The sequence below is a fragment of the Aquabacterium sp. A08 genome (assembly GCF_011742065.1).
On the sequence record NZ_JAAQQT010000385.1, the window covers coordinates 1 to 287 of the forward strand.

Annotated in this window: 1 pseudogene; it reads right to left on the reverse strand. The window is 75.3% G+C overall.

The annotated features are described in order from the left end of the window. Positions 1 to 287, reverse strand: a pseudogene (locus tag HA630_RS27100) (diguanylate cyclase); the annotation flags it as partial.

The window sequence follows — 287 nt, forward strand, 5'->3', positions numbered from 1 at the left end:
CCGAGCAGGGCCAGCACCAACAGCGCCAGCACCGCGCCCAGGCCCCACCAGACCTCGCGCGCCAGCGGCGCGGTGGCCACCGGGGCGCCCCAGCGCGTCAGGGTGCCGTAGTACACCGACTGCGGGTCGGCCTTCCAGGCCTGCAGGTAGCGGTCGAGGGTGGCCAGCCGGTCGGCGTGGCGGCCCTGGGGTGCGGCAAAAAACAGGGCGGCGGGGTTGAACTGCACCGCCGTGGCCACCAGCCCGGCGGCCACGGCGTGGCGGTTGCCGTACAGGTGGTTGACCGC